The following is a 19,081-nucleotide window of genomic DNA, read 5'->3' on the forward strand; positions in this document are numbered from 1 at the left end:
TAGAAAAACTATTGGCTCACCATGCAACTGCCCCTCAATGCCCTGCGCATGTTCGATGCGGCCGCGCGCCATCTCAACCTGACGCGGGCGGCCGACGAGCTGTGCGTGACCCAGGCCGCCGTCAGCCAGCACATCCGCAACCTGGAGGAGCGCCTGGGCAAGCCGCTGTTCCGGCGCCTGCCGCGCGGCCTGGCGCTGACCGACGAGGGCCATGCGCTGTGGCCTGCCGTGGCCGAGAGCTTTGCGCGCATAGAGCATTCGCTGCAGCAGGTGGCCGAACTGCGCCCGCGCGAGGTCCTCACCGTGGGCGTGGTCGGCACCTTCGCCATCGGCTGGCTGATTCCCAGGCTGGGCCAGTTCCAGCAGCAGCACCCCTACATCGACCTGCGACTGCTCACGCACAACAACCGCGTGGACCTGGCCGGCGAAGGGCTGGATGCGGCCGTGCGCTTCGGCGACGGCGCCTGGCAGGGCACGCGCGCCGAGCTGTTGCTGCGCGCGCCGCTGACGCCCATGTGCACCCCGGCCCTGGCCCAGCGCCTGCGCCAGCCGGCCGACCTGGCCGGGCAGACGCTGCTGCGCTCGTACCGCCTGCAGGAATGGGAGAGCTGGTTTGCCACGCTGGACCAGAGCGCGCCGCTGGCGCGCGGGGCCATGTTCGACTCCTCGCTGACGCTGGCCGAGGCGGCGGCCCAGGGCGCGGGCGTGGCCCTGCTGCCGGCGCGCATGTTCCAGCACCTGCTGCAGCAGGGCCGGCTGGTGCGCCCCTTCGAGCAGGAGGTGGACACGGGAGCCTACTGGCTGACCCACCTGCGCTCGCGCGCACCCAGCGCGGCGCTCAAGACCTTCAGGCAATGGCTGCTGGCGCAGCTGCAATAGCCACGGACGCCCGCGGCAAGACCCGCAGGCCGCCTGACTTTGGCCCCGGCGCTATCATCTGCCGCTTTTGGCCCCTAGCCCCGTTCCCGCTCCATGACCCAGACCCTGCCGGTTCTCTACTCGTTTCGCCGCTGCCCCTACGCCATTCGCGCCCGCCTGGCGCTGGCCCATGCCGGCCTGGCCTGCGAGCTGCGCGAAATCAACCTGCGCAACAAGCCGCAGGCGCTGCTCGACGCTTCGCCCAAGGGCACGGTGCCCGTGCTGGTGCTGGAGGACGGCCGCGTGATCGAGCAGAGCCTGGATGTCATGCTGCACGCGCTGCGCGCCAATGACCCGGATGGCTGGCTGGCACCGACCAGCGGTTCGCTGCCGGACATGCTGGCGCTGATCGAACGCAACGACGGCTTTTTCAAGCACGCCCTGGACCGCTGCAAGTACCCCGAGCGCTACACGGCCGAAGAGGTCAACCACGCCCAGGCCGATGCCCTGACCTGGCTGGCCGAGCTGGACGACCAGCTGGAGGCCACCGGCTACCTGTTCGGCCAGAACCCCAGCCTGGCCGACATGGCCCTGCGCCCCTTCGTGCGCCAGTACGCGCGCATCGACGAGTCGCAATGGAACGAGCAGCCCTGGCCGCACCTGCAGGCCTGGCTGCAGCGCTGGATCGATTCGGCCCTGTTCGCCGAAGTGATGGAAACCTACCCGGGCTGGGTGCCCGGCACGCGCGGCCCGGTCTTTGCCGCCGGCGGCGTGGGCAGCGACTGACACCTGCCCGCCCCGTTTGCCCTGCCCCGGGTCGGCAGGGGCTGCGCAAGGCAGGCAAAACTGGCACAGTGGCAGGCTGTTGCCAACCGCATGAGCCTTCGCCGACATGACCCTCGCCACCCTGCTCGTCTTCTCCCTGGTCGCGCTGATCGCGATCATCACCCCCGGTCCCACCGTGCTTCTGGCCCTGGCCAATGGCTCGCGCCACGGCGTGCGCCGCGCCCTGCCGGGCATGCTGGGCGCCGTGTTGTCGGACTTCGTGCTGGTCGGCGCGGTCGCGCTGGGCCTGGGCGCGCTGCTGGCGGCCTCGGAGTTCTGGTTCTCGGTGGTCAAGTGGGCGGGAGCGGCCTACCTGGCCTGGCTGGGCCTGCGCATGCTGCGCAGCCAGGGCGGATCGCTGTCGGCACCCCAGGGCGACGGCAAGGCAGAGGCCGGCGCCGACGGCTACAGCGCCCGCACCGTGCTGTTCAAATCGTTCCTGGTCGCCGTGACCAATCCCAAGGGCTACCTGTTCTGCTCGGCCCTGCTGCCGCAGTTCATCGACCCGGCGGCCGCCCAGGCGCCGCAGTACATCGCCATTGCGCTGGTGTTCGCGCTCATCGATTTCCTGGTGATGCTGGCCTATGCCTTCGCCGGATCACGCGCCGCGCGGCTGCTGCGCGGGCGGGCCGTGATGTGGCTGGACCGCCTGTGCGGCGGCATGCTGCTGGCGCTGGCAGGCTCGCTGGCCTTCTACCGCCGCGCGTCGAACTAGGCACGCCGCCCAAGAGCCGCGCCTCCCCCACTGCGTCAGCGCGTCGTCCCCATGACATCGTCCAGCTGCAGCACGGCCGCCGCGTTGGCGGTGGTGGTGGCCAGCGTGTCGATGGCGCCGGTGCGCAGGGCGCCCAGGATGGCCGTGACCTTGCTGGATTCGGCCGCCACGGCGATGACGTTGGGTATGCGCAGCAGGTCCTCGCGGCTCAGGCCGATGACGCGGTCCTGCATGGGGGTTGCGGCCGGCTGGCCGTGGATGTCGATGAAGTCGTAGCCCATCATGTCGCCCACCGTGCCCGCGCGGCGGGCGTCCGAGATCTCCTGCGCGGAAAACCAGCCCATGCGGGCCATGTTGCTGTCCACGCTGACATCGCCCACGCCGATGAGGGCGATGTCGGCGCGGCGCGCCTTGTCCAGGGTGTGCCTGACGGTGTCGTTGTCCAGCAGCGCCTTGCGCAGTTGCGGATCGCCCACCAGGGCCGGCGCATAGAGCGATTCGGACTTGCCGCCAAAGCGCGCGGCCAGGCGGCGCGCGATGTGGTCGGCGTTCATCGCCTCCCCGCCACGGTAGGAGCCGCCGATGGCGCTGACGAAGTGGCACTCCCGCCGTGTGGCGGACAGGGCGTGCTCGGAGACCGAGGACACGTTGCGCCCCATGCCCACGGCCACGATGGAGCCATCGACCAGGATGCGCTCCAGCTCGCTGGCCACCAGGCCTGCCAGCAGTTCGCGCTGCCGGTCGGCATCCTTGTGGTCCACCGCGATCAGGGCGCGCTTGATATGAAAGCGCTCGGTCAGCTGCCGCTCCAGGTCGGCGGACACCAGCGAATGCGGCCGCACGCGGATCTCGACGATGCCCTCTTCCTGCGCGCGGCGCAGCAGCCGCCCGACGGTGGCGCGCGAGATGCCGAACTCCTTGGACAGTTGGTCCTGCGTGCATCCATCGACGTAGTACAGGGTCGCCAGTCGCGTCAGGTCGCTTTCAGTCAAGGGTGCCTCCAAGGGTGCCGGGAAAGGCGCGCAGTGTAGCGCCGCTCACCGGGCCTCGCCAGCGTGGGGCAGCAGCAGGACCTTGACCGAGTCCATGGAATCGGCCACCCGGATGGCGCTTTCCCACTCCGACAGCGCATAGCGGTGGGTGACGATGCCCTCGGAGGTGACCAGCCCGCGCGCCAGCAGGTCGATGGCAATGGGGTAGCAATGGGCGCTGAGGTGGGCGCCGCGCAGGTCCAGCTCCTTTTCCTCGCCGATGATGGACCAGTCCACCGTGGTCTCGCGCCCGAAGACGCTGAACTCCACGAAGCGGCCGAGCTTGCGCACCAGGTCCAGCCCCTGCGTCACGCCCGAGGGCGCGCCCGTGGTCTCTATGTACACATCGCAGCCATAGCCGTCGGTCAGTGCGTGCACGATGGCGCGGGCATCCTCGCGCGCGGGGTTGATGGTCACGTCGGCGCCGCAGCGGCGCGCCAGCGCCAGGCGCTGGTCCGACAGGTCCATGACCACCAGCCGGCGCGGCGTCTTCAGGCGCGCCACCTGGGCCATGAGCAGGCCCAGCGTGCCCGCGCCGGCGATGACCACCACATCATCGAGCTGGATGTCGCCGCGGTTGACGGCATGGATGGCGCAGGACAGCGGCTCGGTGATGGCCGCATCCTCGAAGGCCACGCTCTCGGGAATCCGGTGCACCACGGCGCGGGCGGATAGGCGCATGTACTCGGCCATGCCGCCATCGGCCACCTGGCCCTGGAAGCCGTAGACATCGTGCACCTCGCACATCCAGCGAAAGCCGGTCCTGCAATAGCGGCAGGCATGGCAGGGCACGATCTGCTCGGCGATCACCCGGTCACCCAGCTGCACGCCGTGGTGCTCCTGCGCGCCCTCGCCCACCTGCACCACATGGCCCCAGAACTCGTGGCCCGCGATCACCGGCGGGCGCACATAGGCGGGGCGGCCTTTTTCCGGATCTCCCCAGAAGCGCGGCGCGCCAGCCCAGCATTTGCAGTCGCCCGCGCAAATGCCGCAGGAAGCCACGCGGATGACCAACTCGCGCGGCCCGGCCTGCGGACGCGCGACGCGTTCGAGCCGGTAATCCCTGGGGCCGTGGCAGACCACGGCCAGCATGTTCGTATCGGCGGCGTCAGGCAGGGTGTTTTGCATGGAACTCTCCCGGGTTGCAGATGGTGGACAGGACGTGGGCGCAGCGCTTCATGCCCTGCGGCGCGAACTGTCGAGCAGCACGGCGCCGACGATGATCACGCCCTTGATCAGCTGCTGGTAGTACGAGGAGACGCCCAGCAGGTTCAGCCCGTTGTTGATCACGCCGATGAGCAGGGCGCCGACGACCGTGCCGCCCAGGCTGCCCGTGCCGCCCGACAGGCTGGTGCCGCCGATCACCACGGCCGCGATGGCGTCCAGCTCGTAGGACACGCCGGCCTGCGGCAGCGCCGCCGTGGTGCGCGACGCCAGCAAAATGCCGGCCAGCCCCGCGAGCAGGCCGCTGACCACATAGACCAGCAGCACGATGGCGCGGGTGTTGATGCCGCTGGTCTTGGCGCTGCGCAGGTTGCCGCCCACGGCGTAGATATAGCGGCCATACACGGTGTAGCGCAGCACGAAGGCGAACACCGCGACGGCAACGGCAAAGATCACGATGGGCATGGGCACGGGGCCCAGCTGGCCGGCGCCGATGGCAAGAAAGCCGTCGGGCAGCTCGGACACCGGCATGCCGTCGTTGTAGATGTAGGTCAGGCCGCGCGCCGCACTGAGCATGCCCAGCGTGGCCACGAAGGGCGGCACCGCGAACCAGGCCACCAGCAGGCCGTTGACGCCGCCCAGCAGCATGCCCACGCCCAGCCCGGCGCCCACGCTCACCGCCAGCCCCTGGCCATCGGCCGCCAGCCAGGCGCCGACCATGCCGGCCAGCGCCAGGATGGCGCCCACCGACAGGTCGATGCCCGCCGTCAGCACCACGCACGTCATGCCGATGGCCAGGATGCCGTTGATGGAGGTCTGGCGCAGGATGTCGGCCCAGTTGCCCCAGGTCATGAAATGGGGGTTGGCCAGCGCCAGCGCGGCGCACAGCGCAACCAGCGCGATGACCACGCCGTAGCGCTCGCGCAGGCTGCGCAGGTCCAGCGCGCGCCGCCCCAAGAGCGGCGGCGAAGATGCGGCTTGAAGATTCGTCATGGAGGACTCCCGCGTTGATGGAAGAAAGGCGTGGGGCCGGCAGGCCGCTCACTGGATGGAGTAGCCCCCGTCGATGACGATGTTCTCGCCCGTCAGCATGCCGGCGTGCGTACCGGCCAGAAACACGGCCAGCCGCGCCACCTCCTCGGGCTGCGCAAAGCGGCCCGTGGGGATGAGTGCCCGCATGGCCTCCCCCACCTGCCCGGCCCAGGCCTTGCGGCCCAGCGGCGTGTCCACCACGGTCGGCGAGATGGCGTTGACGGTGATGCCGTCCGATGCCCACTCCAGCGCCAGCACACGCGTCAGTCCCACCAGGCCCGCCTTGCTGGCGCAATAGGCGGCATGGCGCCTGAGCGCGACCACGCTGGCCTGCGAGGCCAGGTTGATGATGCGGCCGTGGCGCTGGCGGCGCATGGCCGGTGCCACCGCCTGGGCCAGCAGCAGCGGCGCCGTGAGGTTGACCGCCAGCGTGCGCTCCCAGGCCGCCTCGCTGACTTCGCCGGCCGGCTCCAGCAGCGCCACGCCGGCGCTGTTGACCAGAATGTCGATGCGGCCCGTGGCCTCCAGCACCGTGGCCACCGCCTGCTCCACGCCCGCAGGCCTGGTCACATCCACCGCCAGCGCCAGGTGGCGCCGGGGCTCCGCCAGGCTGGCAGCGGCCACGTCCAGTGCCTGCCGCTCCAGGTCCACCAGGACGACACGCGCACCGCCTTCGGCGAGCTGCCGGGCAATCGCCAGGCCGATGCCGCCCGCGCCGCCGGTGACCAGGGCCGTGCGGCCGTCGAAGTCCCGCTCCAGGCTGTCGGCGCTCATTTGCGCACCTTCTGCAAGAAGGCGTCGGCATTGGCGGGCACGATGGCGGTCCAGGGCACCTCGTAGGATTTGGCCGTGCCATCGCCCCAGGGCATGGCCTGGGCATACTCGCTCCATACCACCGAGCGCGGCCGATAGGACGGACCGACAAGCTGGCGCAGCAGCACATCCAGCGCGCCCTGCGCCTGGGCCTGGGCATCCTGGAAATTGGTGGTCATCTCCCCGCGCTTGACGGCCGTGATGGCGGCGGCCACGCCGTCCACGCCCACCACCGGGATGGTCTTGATATCGATGCCCTTGGTCTTGATGGCCTGCACCGCGCCCAGGGCCTCGTCGTCGTTCTGGGCGATCACGCCCTGGATCTGGCCCGGGAATGCGGTCAGCCAGTTCTCCATCAGTCCCATGGACTCGGCGCGCGACCAGTTGGCGGTCTTGCGCGCCAGCACCTTCACGTCCTTGTGGCGGGCCAGCACCTCGTCATTGCCGCGCGCCCGCTCGATCTGTGCCGACTGGCCTATGGGCCCCTCGATGACGACGATATTGCCCTTGCCGCCGATGGCCTTCATCAATGCCTCGGCCTGCATGCGGCCGGCCACCACATCGTCATTGCCCACGTAGGAGGTCAGCACATCGCCCTGCACGCGCGTGTTGGAGCCCACCACGGGAATGCCGGCCTTCACCGCCTTGTGCACGGGCGCCGCGCCTGCCTTCAGGTCGATGGGCACGAAGAGGATGCCGTCGTACTTCTGCGTGATCATGGTGTCGAACTGGTTGCTCTGCGTCAGCGCGTCGTAGTTGCCGTCGAACACGGTGATCTGCACCGTGCCGTCCTTCACGGCCGGATGCGCCTTCAGCTCCTTGGTCCACATCTGCATGAACTCGCCCTTGAGCCCATAGACGGCCGCGCCTATGCGGTAGGGCTTGGCCGGTGCTGGTACTGGTACTGGTGCTGCTGCCGCCAGCGGGGCCGGAGCCTGGGCCCGGACCTGCGCTGCGGCCAGGAACAGCCCACCGGCAAGCGCTGCGGCAAGCACGGTGGTGAAGCGGAAAAACGGCATGGTCATGTCTCCTGTGTGTTGTGAAAGGCAAGGGGAAAAACGCAGCACGGGCATCGCCCGGGCTCAGGACGCGAGGTGCATCAGCGCCTCCTGCGTGATGCCGTGGCCGGCCACCACGCGGTCAAGCCGGCCTTTGCGGAAGATGGCGATGCGGTCGCTCAGCTCCAGCAGCTCCGGCGCCTCGGAGGACACCACCACCACGGCATGGCCCTGCGCGGCCAGCGAGGCCAGGAAGGCGTACACCTCGCGCTTGGCGCCTTCGTCGATGCCGCGCGTGGGCTCGTCGCACAGCAGGCAGACGGGATTGGTGGCCATGCAGCGGGCCAGCACCACCTTCTGCTGGTTGCCGCCGCTCAGGCCCGAGACCGGCATGGCCGGGCTGGCCAGCTTCACGCGCAGGCGCTGCAGCAGGCCGCCCACCAGCACGCGCTCTGCCGCGCCATCCACCACCCCGGCGCGCTGCAGGCCCGGCAGTGCGGGCAAGCTGGCGTTGAAGCGCACCGAGGAGCTCATCACCAGCCCCGTTGCCTTGCGGTCCTCGGTCACCAGGGCCAGGCCCGCCTTGATCGACGCCGCCGGATTGCCGCGCGGCAGGGGCAGCCCGCCCAGGCTCGCCTGCCCCTGGTCAGCGCGCGTGAGGCCGTACAGGCAGTTGAGGAATTCGCTGCGGCCCGATCCCATCAGTCCGTAGATGCCCAGCACCTCGCCGGGGGCGACGTCCAGGCTGATGTCCTCGAACTCGCCCCGGCGCGTGAGCCCCTGCACCGACAGCAGCGGCTCGCCCGGCGCCGCAGCCCTGCGCTCGCTGGCGGCAGCGCGGACCTCCCGGCCCACGATGAGCTTCACCAGCTGCCGCCGGTCGATATCGGCCAGCGCGCCGGTCTGCACGAAGCCGCCATCGCGGAACACCGTGTAGCTGTCGGCAATGGTGAAGATCTCCGTCAGGCGGTGCGACACGTAGAGGATGCCGGCGCCCTGCGCGGTCACGCGGCGTATCGCGTCGAAGAGGATGGCGGTCTCGCTTTCGCCGATGGCCGAGGTGGGCTCGTCCATGATGATCAGCTCGCTTTGCCGGCTCAGGGCCTTGGCAATCTCCACCAGCTGGGTCTGCGCCAGGCTCAGGCGGCCCATCTGCGCACGCGGATCGATATCGAAGCCCAGCTGCCTGAGCAGCGCATCCGCCTGCTCCAGCAGCGCGGCATGGCGGACCACTATGCCGGCGCGCCGGGGCTCGCGGCCCAGGAAGATGTTCTCGGCCACGCTCATGCCCGGGATGGGCGACAGCTCCTGCGTGATGATGGACAGGCGGTGCGCCAGCGCCTCGTGCGGCGTGGCGAAATCCACCGGCCGGCCCTTGAGCAGTATCTCGCCGGCATCGCGCCGCAACAGGCCCATCACGATGTTCAGGAAGGTGGACTTGCCTGCGCCATTGCCGCCGCACAGCGCGTGCACGCTGCCGGCCTGCAGCTCAAGGCAGCCGTTGCGCAGCGCAGGCACGCCGCCGAAGCTCTTGGCCACGCCGCGCGCCTGCAGCAGTGCGGTGCCGGTGCGGGTGCCGGTGCCCATGGTCACGCGCCCTGCCCGCGCCCGGCCGCGGCGGCCTGCGAGCGTTCGAAGCCGGTGATGGCATCCACCTTCAGGGCCGAGCTGCCGCCATCGAAGCGCGATGCGAGGAAGCGGTCCACGATGGCCTTGGCCAGTTCCACCCCGATCACGCGCGAGCCCAGCGTGATGATCTGCGCGTCGTTGCTGCGGCTGGCGCGCTCGGCCGAATAGGTGTCATGCGCCTGCGCGGCGCGGATGCCCGCCACCTTGTTGGCGGCAATGGCCATGCCTATGCCCGTGCCGCACAGGAGAACGCCGCGCTCATGGCGGCCCTGGACGATGGCCTGTGCCACCGCGATGCCGATGTCGGGGTAGAGCACCGGCTCGCCGTCGTGCGTGCCGAAGTCGGCCACTTCGTGGCCCTGGGCCAGCAGATGCTGCTTCACGGCGTTCTTGAGGTCGCAGGCGGCTTCGTCGCAGCCGATGGCCAGCTTCATGGCATCCCCTTCATTACAAAAGACCATCACATGATCATTTGATCAATGTTTTTTGAGAGTCTTCTCAATCAGAGAGCAGTTGTCAAACAACGAAAGCTATGTGTATCAGCAATATGAAGACGTAACCTGTTGAATTTTCTAAATAAATTATCAAATCCTATCGTTTTCCCTTGGCTATTGAATAGCCAAAAGGCATTGACATGCCAATTTCAACAAATCAAAAATGACCATTCAATGATCATATGAACAGTCTTCGGCACACCCGCCGGGACCGCACCTGGAGGAGACAACGGCATGACGACCAACCGCGTGATCAACGACCCCGACCGGGTGGTGGAGGACATGCTCCAGGGATGGATCGCCGCCCATGGCGACACCCTGCGCATCGACGCCGGCAATGCCCGCGTCGTGCGCCTGCATGCCGCGCCACGCAGGGGCAAGGTGGGCATCGTGACGGGCGGCGGGTCGGGCCACGAACCGGCCTTTCTGGGCTATGTGGGCGCAGGCCTGTGCGACGCCGCCGCCGTGGGCGAGGTCTTCTCGTCCCCCACGGCCAGAAGCTTCTACGACGCCATGCGCGCAGCCGATGGCGGCGCCGGCGTGGCCTGCCTGTATGGCAACTACGCGGGCGACAACATGAACGTTGCCATGGCCGTGCAGATGGCCGCGGCCGAAGGCATGGCGGTCAGAACCGTGGTGGCCAACGACGACGTGCCTTCAGCCGCGCGGGGCGACGAGGCCAGCCGCCGCGGCGTGGCCGGCGAGATCCTGATGTGGAAGGTGGCGGGCGCCCGGGCGGCCATAGGTGCCAGCCTCGACGAAGTGATCGCCCTCGCCCGGCACGCCATGGCCCGCACGCGCAGCATCGGCATCGGCCTGTCGGCATGCACCATTCCCGCCGTGGGCAAGGCCAACTTCCATATCGAGCGCGGCAGCATGGAGGTGGGCATAGGCCACCATGGCGAGCCCGGCATGTCCGTGCACCGCACGGCCACGGCGGCCGATATGGCCGAGCGCATGCTGGACACCCTGCTGCCCGACCTGCCCTTCGCCCCGGGCGACCGCGTGGCCGTGCTGCTGTCCGGCCTGGGCGCCACGCCGCTGATGGAGCAGTACATCCTCTATGGCGAGGTCGCCCGGCGCCTGCAAGAACGCGGCATTCAGGTGGCCTTCCGGCTGGTGGGCAATCTCTTCACCTCGCTGGAGATGATGGGCATCACGCTCACGCTGATGCAGCTGGACGACGAGCTGCTGGCCTGCCTCGAGGCGCCCTGCCAGTCAGTCGCCCTGACCCTGGCCGGCGGGCTGCCGCCCCAGCCGCAGGAGGCCATTCCAACGCTGCCCTCTGCTCCGGCACGGACGCCAGCACAGGCCCAGGAACAAGCACAAACCGCCCGCCCCCAAGCCGCAAGGCGCACCAGCCAAGGGCCGGCCATCGCGCTTGATGGCGCGGGCAGCATCGTGCGTGAACTGATCACGGCCATCGTCAGCCACCGGGAGTTCCTGAGCGAGATCGACGGCCTGATCGGCGATGGCGATCACGGCATCAACATGGCCAAGGGCTTTTCCGGCTGCGGCGCACGGCTCGATGCCATGGAGGCCAGCCAGGCGGCGCAACTGCCTGCGGCGCTGCAGCAACTGTCCCAGGCCTTGATGGACGATATCGGCGGCTCCATGGGCCCGCTGTACGGCAGCTTCTTCCAAGGCTTCGCCGATGTTCTTGGGCCGGAGCAGGAGATGGATGCCACCCTGTTCGGCCAGGCGCTGGCGCGGGCCGTCGCCGAAGTGCAGGAGATGGGCAAGGCCCAGGTGGGCGACAAGACCCTCATCGACACGCTGGCCCCGGCCCTGCAGGCCTACCGGCAATCGCTGCAGGCCGGCGCCGGTTTCCACGAGGCGCTGCAGGCCATGAAGGCCGCGGCCGAAGCGGGCAAGGAATCCACGCGCCACCTGCAGGCGCGCATCGGGCGCTCGGCCCGGCTGGGGCCGCGCTCCATTGGCGTGCTGGACGCGGGCGCCACGTCCTGCTGGCTGATTCTGAGCACCCTGGCGCAGTCGCTGCAGCGGCGACTGGCGCAAGCCTCAGCCTAGGGCTCAGCGCCTGCGGGCAGCGCCGCGCACCAGCAGCACCAAGACGGCCACGCTCATGATGGCAAAGCAGATGAAGGACCAATTGGCGATGGAGCCGCCCAGGAAGCTCCAGTCCACGGCTGCGCAGTCGCCCGAGCCACGGAAGATCATGGGCACGGCACGGCTGATGGAGTAGTTCTCGATCATTCCGTAGAAGTCGCGGCCGCAGGTGGCGAACTCGGGCGGATACCACTGCAGCCAGCTCTGGCGCGCGGCAACGAAGGCGCCAAAGCCTGCAGCCACCAGCGCCAGCACGCCCCAGCTGATCAGCCAGCCACGGCCGCCGCGCACACTGCCCAGGCCCGTGAAGAGGGCCACGCCGATCAATGCATAGCGCTGCACGATGCACATCGGGCAGGGCTCCAGCCCGACCACATGCTGCAGATACATGCCGAAGGCCAGCATGGCCACGCAGGCCAGGCTGATGAGCGCCAGGATGCGGCGCGGAGCGTTGTCAAACCATTGAAGCATTCTTGTCTTTCGTCACCCGGTTGAATGAAATCAGGGCTGCGGCGCCGGCCCGGCGCTGCAGCCCTGTTCAGCGGGTGCAGGAAGCCGTTGCCGCGCCGTCAGATGCCAGCCGCCTCGTCCAAGAACACCTTGGCGCGGCGCGGTGTCACCACCAGGGTTTCCCCCTCGCGCAGCGCCATGTCCCTGAACTGCTGCGCAGGAATCTGCGCCTCGATCAGGCCACCCTCTTCGGCATTGTCCGTGCTTTCGGTGCTCTCCGATGGAATAAGTTCCAGGCGCGCAATGGGCCCCACGACGATGGCGCGGGCCAGCTGCACGACGATGCCCGTGGGCCGTCCCTGGACGTCCAGGTTCTGGCCGGGCGAGTAGCGCTCCACCTCCAGATCGTGCGGGCGCACATAGGCGAAGGCCTTGCTGTCGCTGGCGCCCTTGGCGTCGTGGCTGTCCAGCTGGGTGCCGTCGTCCAGGTAGACACGGCCATCGCTGGCGCGGCCCTTGAACAGGTTGACATCGCCCAGGAAGCCGTAGACGAAGGGCGTGGCCGGGTTGTCCCAGACCTGCTGGGGCGTGCCCTCCTGCTCGATGCGGCCCTGGTTGATGACGACCACGCGGTCGGCCACTTCCAGTGCCTCCTCCTGGTCGTGGGTCACGAAGATGGAAGTCACGTGCAGCTCGTCATGCAGGCGGCGCAGCCAGCGGCGCAGCTCCTTGCGCACCTTGGCATCCAGCGCGCCGAAGGGCTCGTCGAGCAGCAGCACCTTGGGCTCCACCGCCAGGGCGCGGGCCAGGGCAATGCGCTGGCGCTGGCCGCCCGACAGTTGGGACGGGAAGCGTTCGGCAATCCAGTCCAGCTGCACCAGCTTGAGCAGGCTCATCACCTTCTCGCGGATCTGGGCCTCGCTGGGGCGCTGGCTGCGCGGCTTCACGCGCAGGCCGAAGGCCACGTTCTCGAACACGGTCATGTGGCGGAACAGCGCGTAGTGCTGGAACACGAAGCCCACGTTGCGCTCGCGCACATGGACATCGGTGGTGTCTTCGCCGCTGAAGTGGATGCTGCCCACGTCGGGCGTCTCCAGGCCCGCGATGATGCGCAGCAGCGTGGTCTTGCCGCAGCCTGAGGGGCCGAGCAGTGCGATGAGTTCGCCGGACTGGATGTCCAGGCTCACATCGCGTAGGGCCTGGAAATCGCCGAACTGCTTGCTGACGTTGCGTATTTCAATGCTCATGGTCTTGCTCTTGCTTTTGTCTGGTCGGGGCCGGGGTTCAGGACACCTGCGGCACCTGGGATGCCTGGGATGCCGCCGTGGGGCGCTCGGGAGGCAGGTCGGCAGCGGCCTTGGCCTGCTGCTCGGCACGCCACTCGGCCACCGACTTGATGACCAGGGTCACCAGCGCCAGCAGGGCCAGCAGCGAGGCGGCAGCGAAGGCGGCAACGGACTGGTACTCGTTGTAGAGGATCTCCACATGCAGCGGAATGGTGTTGGTCTGGCCGCGGATGTGGCCCGAGACCACCGACACCGCTCCGAACTCGCCCATGGCACGCGCATTGCACAGGATCACGCCGTACAGCAGGCCCCACTTGATGTTGGGCACGGTGACCTTCCAGAAGGTCTGCCAGCCCGTGGCACCCAGCACGATGGCGGCCTGCTCCTCGTCGCTGCCCTGCGCCTGCATCAGCGGGATCAGCTCGCGGGCGATGAAGGGGAAGGTCACGAAGATGGTGGCCAGCACGATGCCGGGCACGGCGAAGATGATCTTGATGTCATGCTCGGCCAGCCAGGGGCCGAACCAGCCGTTGGCGCCGAACACCAGCACGTACATCAGGCCCGCCACCACGGGCGAGATCGAGAACGGCAGGTCGATCAGCGTGATCAGAAAGGCCTTGCCCCGGAACTCGAACTTGGCAATGCACCAGGCCGCCGCCACGCCGAACACCAGGTTCACCGGCACGGCGATCAGCGCCGTGATCAGGGTCAGCTTGATGGCCGACCAGGCATCGGGCTCCTGCAGGCCGGCGACATAGGCGTCCCAGCCCTTGCGCAGCGCCTCGGTGAACACGGCCGCCAGTGGCAGCACGAGGAACAGGCCGATGAAGATCAGCGCAATGCCCGTGAGAATCCAGCGCACGGCGCGCGGCTCGGTGGTGGTGAGCTTTTCGCGCCGGCCCTTCGGGGGCGCCGTGAGCCTGTACAGCACCAGCACGGCGACCAGCACCGCGCCAATGATCTTGAGAAGCAGAGCTTCCTGTGGAGACAACGCCATCTCAAGCCCCTCCCGAATGCTTGCGCTGCCATGCCTGCAGCGCGTTGATGACCAGCAGCATCACGAAGGAGAACAGCAGCATCACCACGGCCACGGCCGTGGCGCCTGCGTAGTCGTATTGCTCCAGCTTGCCAATGATGATCAGCGGTGTGATTTCAGAAATCATGGGCATGTTGCCCGCGATGAAAATGACCGATCCGTACTCGCCGATGGCGCGTGCAAAGGCCATGGCAAAGCCCGTGAGCAGCGCGGGCGTGATGGCCGGCAGGATCACCTTGTAGAAGATCTGCCAGCGCGAGGCGCCCAGGCTGGTGGCCGCCTCTTCCAGCTCCTTCTCGGAGTCTTCCAGCACCGGCTGCACCGTGCGCACGACAAAGGGCAGGCCGATGAAGATCAGCGCAATGACCACGCCGTTCGGGTTGAAGGCCAGCTGGATGCCGTAGGGCTCCAGGTACTGGCCCACCCAGCCGTTGCCGGCCAGCAAGGCGGTCAGCGAAATGCCGGCCACGGCCGTGGGCAGGGCAAAGGGCAGGTCCACCAGGGCATCGACGATCTTCTTGCCCGGGAACTTGTAGCGCACCAGCACCCAGGCGATCAGCAGGCCGAACACCAGGTTCACGCAGGCCGCCGCAAACGAGGCGCCAAACGTCAGCCGGTACGAGGCCAGCACGCGCGGCGAGGCCACGGCCTCCCAGAACTGGGGCCAGGTGAGCGAGAAGGTCTTGAACAGCAGTGCCGACAACGGGATCAGCACGATCAGGCTCAGATAAAACAGCGTATAGCCCAAGGTCAGCCCGAAGCCGGGCAAAACGCGCTTGGCGCCGCGCCCTTTGCGCGCCGCACCGGACGGTGCGGGCACAGGAGCGTCGGCGCCAGGCCTTGGGCTGGTCGGAACGGCAGACACCATGTTGGATTCCAAATCAGCCAGTGTGGGGAGGGGGCCTCAGGCGGACTGCGCCGCCTTCATGCCTGCTTGCGTGCTTACTTGCCGGGGACGTAGATCTTGTCGAACTGTCCGCCGTCGTTGAAGTGCACCTTCTGGGCTTCGGACAGCGAGCCGAAATACTTGGCCACGGTGAACTGCTTGATGGGCTTGAACACATCGGCATGCTTCTTGAGCACGGTCTCGGAGCGGGGGCGCAGCGCGTGCTGTGCGGCGATTTCCTGGGCTTCGTCGGAGTACAGCCAGGCCAGGTAGTCGTGCGCCAGCTGGCCCGTGCCCTTCTTGGCCACGGTGCGCTCGACCACGGCCACGGGGTTCTCGGCCACGATGGACACCGAGGGATGGACGGCATCGACCTTGCCCTTGCCGAATTCGCGATCCACGGAGACCACTTCGGATTCGAAGGTGATCAGCACGTCGCCGATATTGCGCTGCAGGAAGATGCTGGTCGCGTCGCGGCCGCCCTTGCCCAGCACGGGCACGTTCTTGTAGAGCTGCTGCACGAACTCGGCCGCCTGCGCGTCGGTGCCGCCCTTCTCGCGCACCGAACCCCAGGCCGCCAGGTAGGCGTAGCGGCCATTGCCGCCGGTCTTGGGATTGACCACCACGACCTTCACGTCGGGGCGGATCAGGTCGCTCCAGTCCTTGATGTTCTTGGGATTGCCGTTGCGCACCAGGAACAGCATGGTCGATGTGGTGGGCGAGGCGTCATTGGGGAATTTCTTGGCCCAGTCCTTGGCGACCACGCCGCTGTCGGCCAGGAACTGCACGTCGGTGGTGGTGTTGAAGGTCACCACATCGGCGGCCAGGCCGTCGTTGACGGCGCGCGCCTGGGCGCTGGAGCCACCGTGCGACTGGTCCACCTTGATGTCCACGCCCTTGGTCTTCTTGTAGTGGGCGACGAAGGCGGCGTTGTAGTCCTTGTAGAACTCGCGCGCCACGTCGTAGGAAACGTTGAGCAGCTGGTTCTGCGCCGATACCGTTCCCGCGGCGGCCAGCGCAAGGGTGGCCAACAAAGTCTTGAGCTTCAAAGAATGCATGGTTCGCTGCCTTTTATTAGTGGACATCTCTGCGGTGTATTCACAGACAGTCACATTGTGCGAACGCTGACTTAAAACTCAAAAGAATATATTTTTGTTTGTTAATGGCCTGTCACCATATAAAGAACCGCCCTGCCCGCGGTCACCCGCCGGCCCATCACAGACCGGCAGCCCATGGCGCGCCAGCGCCAGTGCCCGCAGAGACGGAGGCATGCGCAGCCGCCACACGCGGCGGGCGCGGCGAGCGCGGCGAACGCACGGCAGGCCGGGGCTGGGCCGGCTGCCAGCTGTCGCCCTGCATCAGCGACTGCAGCAGCGCCAGGCCCAGGGGCCAGTCGCCAAAGCCTGATTCGACATTGATGTGCCCCGCGTTCTGCAGCCGCACGAACTCGCTTCCCCAGGCCCGCGCATAGGCGCCGGCCCGGCGGATCGGACAGTAGGGGTCGTTGCTGCTGGCCACCAGCACGCTGCGGTACGGCAGTGGCGCATAGGGCACGGGCGCAAAGTCGGCCAGCTGGGCACGGCGCTCGGGATCGGCCGGTGCCACCAGCAGCGCACCGCGCACGCGCGCACTGGCCTCGGGACCCAGGTGCGCTGCCGTGATGCAGCCCAGGCTGTGGGCGGCCAGCACCACCGGTTCGGGCCGGGACAGCACCAGTTGCTCCAGCGCGGCCACCCAGGGATCGCGGTGGGGCACCAGCCAGTCGTCCTGCTCCACGCGCTCGGCATGCGGCAGCTGCTGCGCCCACAGGCTTTGCCAGTGGTCAGGACCGGAGTTGCGCCAGCCGGGCACGATGATGATGCGGTGGGGATTCATGGGTTCTCCTGGACTGTCCATTGCTGGACATGGGCCCCGATTGTGGAGAACACCGCCAACTATCCCAACGAACGTTTTGTTGTTTTCTTATGGCGTGGCGAGGTGCAACCCAACCCTAGCGTGCCGCCGGCTCGCGCGTGGCATGGCTGTTGCGCCCCGGCACGGTCTCGCCGAGGAAGTCCAGGAAATGCCGCACGGCCGGCGCCAGGCCGCGCCGCGAGGGGAAGACCGCGTGCACGATGCCCTGGGGCGGCTCCCAGCCCGGCAGCAGGTGCACGAGCCGGCCCTCGGCCAGTTCCTCGTGGCACATGTAGTCGGGCAGCCAGCACATGCCGCTGCCGGCCAGCGCCGCGAATTTCAGCGTCAGCAGGTCATCCACCACATAGCGCGGCTGCAGCTGCAGGCGTTGCTCGCGGCCTTCGGGGCCGACCAGCAGCAGGCTGGACTGGCCATCCACCGCCGACATGGACATGCTGTCCAGGTGCTGCAGGTCGGCCAGTGCACGCGGCGTGCCCTGGCGCTCCAGCAGCTCCGGGCTGGCAACGAGGATCTGGCGCGCCACATCCAGCCGCTTGACGACCATGGAGCCGCTGTCCTCCAGGCTGGGGCGCACGCGCAGCGCCACGTCAATGCCCTCCTCCACCAGGTTCACGGGCCGGTTGGTCACCTGCATCTCCACATGCACCAGCGGGCAGCGCTGCAGGAACTGGGGCATGAGTTCGCCCAGCACGGTCTGGGCCAGGGTCACGGGGCAGCTCACGCGGATGGTTCCGCGCGGCTCGGTCTGCACCTCGGCCACGGTGTCGGCGGCGGCCAGAGCCGCATCGCGCATGGCCTGGCAATGGCGCAGATAGGCCTCGCCCACCTGGGTCAGCGAAAGCTTGCGCGTGGTGCGCTGCAGCAGGCGCACGCCCAGCCGGGCCTCCAGCTCCGCCACGCGCCGCGACAGCCGCGACTTGGGTATGCCCAGCGCCCGCCCGGCAGAGGCAAAGCCGCCGCGCTCCACCACCTCGGCGAAGTACAGCATGTCGTTGAGATCCATCATGTCGCGCATCCCTCCCCTGTGCTCATTGACTGCAAATTCAGGACAATCTATCGCAATTTCGGCGGCTTATCAAAGACTCTGTCCAAATTCACAATTGATCCCATCGTCGGCCCTACAAGCTTTCCCGAGTGGCCGATCCCAACCGCGATCCCAACCGACATCTCAGGAGCTTTTCCATGCAAGTGCTGCACATCGACTCTTCCATCACCGGCGCCGCTTCGGTGTCCCGCCAGCTGACCGCCCAGACCGTGGCTGCCCTGGTCGCCGCCAACCCCGGCGCCAAGGTCGAATACCTGGATCTGGCCGTGAACGCCCCCGACCACCTGAACGCAGTGTCCATGGGTTTTCGCACCGGCCAGGCCGCCACGACGGAAGCCGAGCGCGCACAGAACGCCATCTCCGAAGCCCTGGTGAGCCAGTTCCTGGCGGCCGATGTGGTCGTGGTCGGCGCTCCGTTCTACAACTTCACCATCTCCAGCCAGCTCAAGGCCTGGATCGACCGCATCGCCCAGGGCGGCCGCACCTTCCGCTACACCGCAGCCGGCCCCGAAGGCCTGGCCAAGGGCAAGAAGGTCATCGTGGCCTCCACGCGCGGCGGTGTGTACTCCACCAGCGAAATGGGCCAGGCCCTGGAGCACCAGGAAAGCTACCTGAAGACGGTGTTCGGCTTCCTGGGCATCACCGATGTGAGCATCGTGCGCGCAGAAGGCGTGGCCATGGGCGATGAGTCCAAGGCCAAGGCCCTGGAATCGGCCCGCAGCGACATCGTGCGTGCAGCGGCTGCCGCCAATCAGGAAGCGGCCATCGCCGCCTGAACCCGGTCTTGCGCATAAAAAAGCGCAGGTGCCCTGACCGGGGCGCCTGCGCTTTTTGC

The 19,081-nt window shown here is 68.0% G+C and carries 19 protein-coding genes; 5 read left to right on the forward strand and 14 right to left on the reverse strand.

Annotation, left to right across the window (positions count from 1 at the left end; genetic code table 11):
- The first annotated feature begins 21 nt into the window (after positions 1 to 21).
- The 3 genes from A4F85_RS04040 to A4F85_RS04050 all read left to right on the forward strand — a co-directional run bounded on the left by A4F85_RS04040 (position 22) and on the right by A4F85_RS04050 (position 2,398).
- Positions 22 to 879: a LysR family transcriptional regulator gene (locus A4F85_RS04040; protein ID WP_063325734.1), complete on the forward strand. Its 858-nt coding sequence runs from the start codon at positions 22 to 24 to the stop codon at positions 877 to 879.
- A 93-nt stretch (positions 880 to 972) separates the two neighbouring features.
- Complete coding sequence (locus A4F85_RS04045; RefSeq protein WP_013801706.1) at positions 973 to 1,644, forward strand: glutathione S-transferase; 672 nt, start codon at positions 973 to 975, stop codon at positions 1,642 to 1,644.
- A gap of 106 nt (positions 1,645 to 1,750) precedes the next feature.
- A complete protein-coding gene (locus A4F85_RS04050; RefSeq protein WP_013801705.1) occupies positions 1,751 to 2,398 on the forward strand; it encodes a LysE family translocator in 648 nt (215 codons plus the stop codon).
- A gap of 35 nt (positions 2,399 to 2,433) precedes the next feature.
- On the opposite strand, the gene A4F85_RS04055 is transcribed toward A4F85_RS04050, so the two are convergent.
- The 7 genes from A4F85_RS04055 to rpiB all read right to left on the reverse strand — a co-directional run bounded on the left by A4F85_RS04055 (position 2,434) and on the right by rpiB (position 9,499).
- Positions 2,434 to 3,390: a sugar-binding transcriptional regulator gene (locus tag A4F85_RS04055; protein ID WP_012206377.1), complete on the reverse strand. Its 957-nt coding sequence runs from the start codon at positions 3,388 to 3,390 to the stop codon at positions 2,434 to 2,436.
- A 45-nt stretch (positions 3,391 to 3,435) separates the two neighbouring features.
- On the reverse strand, positions 3,436 to 4,557 hold the full coding sequence (locus A4F85_RS04060) for an erythritol/L-threitol dehydrogenase (protein ID WP_012206378.1): 1,122 nt from the start codon (positions 4,555 to 4,557) through the stop codon (positions 3,436 to 3,438).
- A 48-nt stretch (positions 4,558 to 4,605) separates the two neighbouring features.
- Entirely contained in the window at positions 4,606 to 5,586 is a 981-nt protein-coding gene (locus A4F85_RS04065) for an ABC transporter permease (RefSeq protein ID WP_016448253.1), read from the reverse strand.
- A 48-nt stretch (positions 5,587 to 5,634) separates the two neighbouring features.
- A complete protein-coding gene (locus A4F85_RS04070) occupies positions 5,635 to 6,399 on the reverse strand; it encodes a GolD/DthD family dehydrogenase (protein WP_063325735.1) in 765 nt (254 codons plus the stop codon).
- Positions 6,396 to 7,457: a substrate-binding domain-containing protein gene (locus tag A4F85_RS04075; RefSeq protein ID WP_063325961.1), complete on the reverse strand. Its 1,062-nt coding sequence runs from the start codon at positions 7,455 to 7,457 to the stop codon at positions 6,396 to 6,398. Before A4F85_RS04075 ends, A4F85_RS04070 begins: the two co-directional genes overlap by 4 nt.
- Positions 7,458 to 7,520: 63 nt before the next feature.
- Positions 7,521 to 9,023, reverse strand: coding sequence for a sugar ABC transporter ATP-binding protein (locus A4F85_RS04080; RefSeq protein ID WP_063325736.1), 1,503 nt, complete (start codon positions 9,021 to 9,023; stop codon positions 7,521 to 7,523).
- A 2-nt stretch (positions 9,024 to 9,025) separates the two neighbouring features.
- Positions 9,026 to 9,499 carry a ribose 5-phosphate isomerase B gene (rpiB, locus tag A4F85_RS04085; RefSeq protein WP_012206383.1) on the reverse strand — a complete coding sequence of 158 codons (474 nt, stop codon included), beginning with the start codon at positions 9,497 to 9,499 and terminating at the stop codon, positions 9,026 to 9,028.
- A gap of 294 nt (positions 9,500 to 9,793) precedes the next feature.
- Between rpiB and dhaL the strand changes: the two genes are divergently transcribed.
- Complete coding sequence (gene dhaL / locus A4F85_RS04090) at positions 9,794 to 11,590, forward strand: dihydroxyacetone kinase subunit DhaL (RefSeq protein ID WP_063325737.1); 1,797 nt, start codon at positions 9,794 to 9,796, stop codon at positions 11,588 to 11,590.
- A gap of 3 nt (positions 11,591 to 11,593) precedes the next feature.
- Here dhaL and A4F85_RS04095 read toward each other — a convergent pair whose 3' ends face one another.
- The 7 genes from A4F85_RS04095 to A4F85_RS04125 all read right to left on the reverse strand — a co-directional run bounded on the left by A4F85_RS04095 (position 11,594) and on the right by A4F85_RS04125 (position 18,207).
- Positions 11,594 to 12,100: a disulfide bond formation protein B gene (locus tag A4F85_RS04095; RefSeq protein WP_012206385.1), complete on the reverse strand. Its 507-nt coding sequence runs from the start codon at positions 12,098 to 12,100 to the stop codon at positions 11,594 to 11,596.
- A 98-nt stretch (positions 12,101 to 12,198) separates the two neighbouring features.
- Positions 12,199 to 13,326 (reverse strand): sulfate/molybdate ABC transporter ATP-binding protein, encoded by a 1,128-nt coding sequence (locus A4F85_RS04100; protein ID WP_013801698.1) that lies wholly within the window; start codon positions 13,324 to 13,326, stop codon positions 12,199 to 12,201.
- Between the two features lie 37 nt (positions 13,327 to 13,363).
- Positions 13,364 to 14,362 (reverse strand): sulfate ABC transporter permease subunit CysW, encoded by a 999-nt coding sequence (gene cysW, locus A4F85_RS04105; RefSeq protein ID WP_082848104.1) that lies wholly within the window; start codon positions 14,360 to 14,362, stop codon positions 13,364 to 13,366.
- 1 nt (position 14,363) lies between these two features.
- On the reverse strand, positions 14,364 to 15,269 hold the full coding sequence (gene cysT, locus A4F85_RS04110) for a sulfate ABC transporter permease subunit CysT (RefSeq protein ID WP_013801696.1): 906 nt from the start codon (positions 15,267 to 15,269) through the stop codon (positions 14,364 to 14,366).
- A gap of 74 nt (positions 15,270 to 15,343) precedes the next feature.
- Positions 15,344 to 16,345: a sulfate ABC transporter substrate-binding protein gene (locus A4F85_RS04115; RefSeq protein ID WP_063325738.1), complete on the reverse strand. Its 1,002-nt coding sequence runs from the start codon at positions 16,343 to 16,345 to the stop codon at positions 15,344 to 15,346.
- A gap of 157 nt (positions 16,346 to 16,502) precedes the next feature.
- Positions 16,503 to 17,162: an RBBP9/YdeN family alpha/beta hydrolase gene (locus A4F85_RS04120; RefSeq protein WP_013801694.1), complete on the reverse strand. Its 660-nt coding sequence runs from the start codon at positions 17,160 to 17,162 to the stop codon at positions 16,503 to 16,505.
- 115 nt (positions 17,163 to 17,277) lie between these two features.
- Positions 17,278 to 18,207, reverse strand: coding sequence for a LysR family transcriptional regulator (locus A4F85_RS04125; protein WP_012206391.1), 930 nt, complete (start codon positions 18,205 to 18,207; stop codon positions 17,278 to 17,280).
- 176 nt (positions 18,208 to 18,383) lie between these two features.
- Here A4F85_RS04125 and A4F85_RS04130 point away from each other — a divergent pair, with 176 nt between their 5' ends.
- Positions 18,384 to 19,022, forward strand: a complete 639-nt coding sequence (locus A4F85_RS04130; protein WP_012206392.1) for an FMN-dependent NADH-azoreductase — start codon at positions 18,384 to 18,386, stop codon at positions 19,020 to 19,022.
- The last annotated feature ends 59 nt before the right edge of the window (positions 19,023 to 19,081 follow it).

Source organism: Delftia sp. GW456-R20 (genome assembly GCF_001622915.1).
In the GTDB taxonomy this organism is placed as follows: domain Bacteria; phylum Pseudomonadota; class Gammaproteobacteria; order Burkholderiales; family Burkholderiaceae_C; genus Comamonas; species Comamonas acidovorans.